The sequence below is a fragment of the Actinomadura sp. NPDC049753 genome, assembly GCF_040674655.1.
Taxonomy (GTDB): Bacteria; Actinomycetota; Actinomycetes; order Streptosporangiales; family Streptosporangiaceae; genus Spirillospora; species Spirillospora verrucosospora.
This window is the reverse complement of the sequence record NZ_JBFARL010000340.1, coordinates 1-4687: the sequence shown is the minus strand read 5'-3', so window position 1 is coordinate 4687 and position 4687 is coordinate 1. Positions and strand designations below refer to the sequence as shown.

4 protein-coding genes and 1 pseudogene are annotated in these 4687 nt (G+C 72.0%); all 5 read left to right on the top strand.

Annotated features, from left to right (window positions below; translation table 11 throughout):
• Positions 1 to 336: pseudogene (locus AB0K37_RS40320) on the top strand (sugar kinase); the annotation flags it as partial.
• A gap of 45 nt (positions 337 to 381) precedes the next feature.
• Positions 382 to 1704, top strand: a complete 1323-nt coding sequence (locus tag AB0K37_RS40315) for an ABC transporter substrate-binding protein (RefSeq protein ID WP_363991027.1) — start codon at positions 382 to 384, stop codon at positions 1702 to 1704.
• Positions 1705 to 1706: 2 nt separating this feature from the next.
• Entirely contained in the window at positions 1707 to 2684 is a 978-nt protein-coding gene (locus AB0K37_RS40310) for a sugar ABC transporter permease (RefSeq protein ID WP_363991025.1), read from the top strand.
• Positions 2681 to 3511 (top strand): carbohydrate ABC transporter permease, encoded by an 831-nt coding sequence (locus AB0K37_RS40305; protein WP_363991022.1) that lies wholly within the window; start codon positions 2681 to 2683, stop codon positions 3509 to 3511. Before AB0K37_RS40310 ends, AB0K37_RS40305 begins: the two co-directional genes overlap by 4 nt.
• Positions 3508 to 4687: 6-phospho-beta-glucosidase (locus AB0K37_RS40300; RefSeq protein ID WP_363991019.1), on the top strand; the 1180-nt coding region annotated here is incomplete at its 3' end. The genes AB0K37_RS40305 and AB0K37_RS40300, both read left to right, overlap by 4 nt.

Below are 4687 nucleotides of genomic sequence, written 5' to 3'. Positions count from 1 at the left end.
CGCCCTCCTCGGCGATCACGATCGTCCGGGCGCCGCGGGCCCGGATCTCCTGGATGTTCGACACGATCTTGTCGGGAGCTCGCCACCCGCCTCGGCGCCACGCTCGCCACGGTCGTGGCCGTCATCGACCCCGCCCTCGTCGTCCTCACCGGCGACGTCCTGCGCGCCGGCGGCGAGCCGCTGCGCGCACGCGTCGAACAGCACCTGCACAGCCTCACGATCCCGCGCCCCGAGGTGCGGCTCAGCACCGTCCAGGGCAACCCCGTCCTGGCCGGGGCCCTCCAGCAGGCGCTCCGGGAGACCCGCGACGAGGTCTTCACCACCACCGTCCCCTGACTCGTCCTCACCACGCCGTTCCCCACCCCCCGAAGGAGAACCGGAGTGCAGACCACCACAACGCGCCCGCTCGCGGCGGTCGCGGCCGTCGCCGGGCTCGCTCTCGCGGCCGCGTGCACGGCCGGCGACCAGTCCGGCAAGGGCCCGGCGTCCGGCGAGAGGCAGACCATCGAGGTCTGGCACGGCTGGAGCGCCCCGCACGAGGTGAAGGCCTTCCAGGACGCCGTCGCCGGCTTCAACCAGACCCACCCCAACATCACCGTCAAGCTCGTCAACGGCCAGACCGACGACCGCATCACCAACGCCATCCGCGGCGGGAACCCGCCGGACGTGGTGTCGTCCTTCACCACCGACAGCGTCGGGCAGTGGTGCAAGAGCGGCGCCTGGCAGAACCTCTCGCCCCACATCGCCGAGTCCGGGCTCGACCTGAACCAGTTCCCGAGGGCGGTACGGAACTACACCGAGTACAAGGGCACCCGCTGCGCGATGCCGCTGCTGGCCGACGCCTACGGCCTCTACTACAACAAGAAGCTGATGAAGGGCGAGCAGCCGCCGAAGACGATGAGCGAGCTGACCGCGCTCGCCAGGAAGCTCACCGTCCGCTCCCCCGACGGAACCATCAAGGTCGCCGGGTTCATGCCGTCCGTCCAGTACTACGAGCACCAGGTCCAGCACCTGGCTCCGCAGTTCGGCGTCCGGTGGCTGACCGACGACGGCAGGGCCAACTTCTCCGGTGACCCCGCCTTCCAGGCCTACCTGAAGTGGAACAAGAGCCTCATCGACTGGTACGGCTACGACAACGTCAAGAAGTTCCTGCGCTCGATGGGCCAGGAGTTCGAGTCGTCCAACCCCTTCGAGAAGGGGAGGACGGCGATGGCCGTGGACGGCGAATGGCGCACCAAGTTCATCCAGAAGGAGGCGCCCGGGCTCGACTACGGCACGGCGCCCGTCCCCGTCTCCGACGACCGGGCGAGCGCCTACGGCGGCGGGTTCGTCACCGGCACCGTCATCGGGATCCCGCGGGGCGCCAGGCACGCCCCGGCGGCCTGGGAGTTCGTCCGGTACCTCACCACCGACACCGGCGCGCTGGTCACCTTCGCCAACGCGCTCGGCAACGTGCCCTCCACGATCCCGGCGCTGTCGTCGCCGAAGCTGACGCTGCCGCCGCAGTTCCGCACGTTCCTCGACGTCTTCAAGAACCCCAACAGCTCCACAACGCCGCCGACACCGAACGGCAACGACTACGTCGTCCGGTTCGAAAAGTTCACCCAGGAGGAGTGGGAGCCGGGCAGGGTGAGCGACCTCGGCCGGGCGCTGAAGAGGCTCGACGGCGAGGTCGACGACTCCCTCAAGCTCGCCGGAGGCTGACCGTGGCATCCGGATCAGCGCGCCTCCCGCTGCCCCGGGCGCGGCGCGGGACGGCGACGGTACGGGCGCGCCGGCGCCGACGGCTCCGGGTCGCGGCGTTCCTGTCCCCCTGGCTCGCCGGGTTCGGCCTGTTCTTCGTCTACCCCCTCGCCGCCACCGTCTACTTCTCCTTCACCCGGTACAACCTGTTCACGCTGGAGTACGTGGGTTTCGACAACTACGCCTACCTGCTGCACGACCGCGACGCCTGGACGGCGATGCGCAACACGCTGTGGCTGGTCGCCGTGCTCGTGCCGCTGCGGGTGCTGTTCGGCCTCGGCGTCGCCCAGCTGCTCACCAGGGTCAAGCGGGGCGCCGGCCTGCTGCGCTCGATCCTCTACCTGCCGTACCTGGTCCCGCCCGTCTCGGCCACGGTCGCGTTCGTGTTCCTGCTGAACCCCGGCACCGGCCCCCTCCCGGCCCTCGCCGCGCGGCTCGGGATCCCCCTGCCCGACTTCTTCAACGACGCCGCCTGGGCCAAGCCCGGCCTGACCCTGCTCGGCCTGTGGGCGGTCGGCGACGTCATGATCATCATGCTGGCGGCGCTGCTGAACGTGCCCGCGTCGCTGTACGAGGCGGCCGCGATCGACGGCGCCGGCGCCTGGGCCCGGTTCCGGCACATCACGCTGCCGACCGTGTCCCCCGTCCTGGCGTTCTCCGCCGTCACCGGCGTCATCGAGACGCTGCAGTACTTCACGCAGCCGATGGTGGCGGGCAAGGTGGCCTCCGGGCGCGCCGACCTGCCCGGCGTCCAGTACTCCCCCGGCTACCCCGACGGCTCCACGCTGACGTTCCCGCAGTGGCTGTACGACCAGGGGTTCCGCCAGTTCAACATGGGCTACGCGTGCGTGCTGGCGCTCGTCATGTTCGCCACCGCGATGGCGTTCACCGTGTTCCTGCTCCGCCGGTTCCGCGCGTTCGCCGGAGAGGAGGCGCGATGATCCCCGGAGGGCGCGCCCGCCGGGCGCTGCTGTGGCTCGCCGTGCACGCCACCGCCGTCGCGGTCGGCGTGATGTTCCTGGCACCCCTGGCGTTCATGCTGCTGACGGCCGTGATGACCGACCGGCAGGCGCTCAGCGGCGAGCTGTGGCCGCGCGGCTGGCACCTTTCCAACTTCGCCGAGGTGTTCAGCGGCGACATGGTCCGCTGGACCGTCAACAGCACCGTGTACGCGGGCCTGTCCACGCTCTTCATGCTGGTCTCCAGCGTTCCGGTGGCCTACGCGCTCGCCCGCTTCCGGTTCCGCGGCCGGAGCGTGGCGCTCGTCGTGGTGATCTCGGCGATGATGCTGCCGCCGCAGGTCACCATGGTGCCGCTGTACATCGTGTGGGCCCGGTTCGGGCTGACCGGCACGCTGTGGCCGCTGATCCTCCCGCAGCTGTTCGGGGACGCGTTCTCCATCTTCCTGCTGCGCCAGTTCCTCGTGACGATCCCCCGCGAGTACGCCGACGCCGCCCGCGTGGACGGCTGCGGCGAGCTGCGCACGATGCTGCGGGTCGTCCTGCCGATGGCGAGGCCCGCCCTGGCCGCGGTGGCGCTGTTCCAGTTCTTCTACTGCTGGAACGACTACTTCCGGCCGCTGGTGTACGCCGACCCCGACCACTGGACGCTGGCCATCGGCGTCGCCACGTTCCGCGCCGCCCACCATGTCGAGTGGAACCTCACCATGGCCGCGACGCTGCTGACGATCCTGCCGGTGCTGGTGGTGTTCTTCCTCGCCCAGCGCGTTTTCATCCAGGGCGTGACCTTGACGGGAGTGAAGGGTTGAAGCTGACGGTCATCGGGGGCGGGTCCACCTACACCCCGGAACTGGTCGACGGGCTCGCGCGGGCGCACGCGGCGCTGCCGATGTCGGAGCTGGTGCTCGCCGACCCCGACGCCCGGCGGCTGGAACTCGTCGGCGGGCTCTCCGCGCGGATGCTCGCCCGTGCGGGCCACCCCGCCCGCGTCGTCACCACGGGCGACCTGGACGCGGCGGCCGCGGACGCGACGATCGTCGTGATCCAGCTGCGCGTCGGCGGGCAGGCCGCCCGGCACGTCGACGAGACGCTGCCGCTGGCCCGCGGCTGCGTCGGGCAGGAGACGACCGGCGCCGGCGGCCTCGCCAAGGCGCTGCGCACCGTCCCGGTCGTGCTGGACATCGCCGGGCGCGTCGCCGCCCGCGCCCCGCACGCCTGGATCATCGACTTCACCAACCCGGTCGGCATCGTCACCCGGGCCCTGCTGGACGCGGGGCACCGCGCGGTCGGCCTGTGCAACGTCGCGATCGGGTTCCAGCGGCGCGCGGCGGCGCTGCTGGGCGTCCCGCCCGAACGGGTCGGCCTCGGCCACGCCGGGCTCAACCACCTCACCTGGGTGCGGTCGGTCCTGCTGGACGGGCAGGACGTCCTGCCGGACCTGCTCGACCGGCATCCCGGCGAACTCGCCGCCGTCTCCGGCCTGCCGGCCCCGTTCCTGCGGACGCTCGGCGCCGTCCCGTCGTACTACCTGCGCTACTTCTACGAGCACGACCGCGTCGTCGAGGAGCAGCGGGGCGCACCGTCGCGGGCCGAGGCGGTCGCCGCGCTCGAACGCGACCTGCTGGAGGCCTACGCCGACCCCGCGCTGGACACCAAGCCCGCCCGGCTCGCCGAGCGCGGCGGCGCGTTCTACTCCGAGGCGGCCGTGCAGCTGGCCGCCTCGCTGGTCGGCGGCCGCGGCGACGTGCAGGTCGTCAACGTGCGCAACCACCGCACGCTGCCATTCCTGGACGACCGCGCGGTCATCGAGGTGCCGGCGCGGATCACCGGGTCCGGGGCGGTGCCGCTGCCCGTCCCCGCCATGGAGCCGCTGCTCGCCGGGCTGGTCGCGCACGTGTCGGCGTACGAGGAGCTGGCCCTGGACGCGGCGCTGCGCGGCGGCGTGGACCGGGTCGCCGCAGCGCTGCTCGCGCATCCGCTCGTGG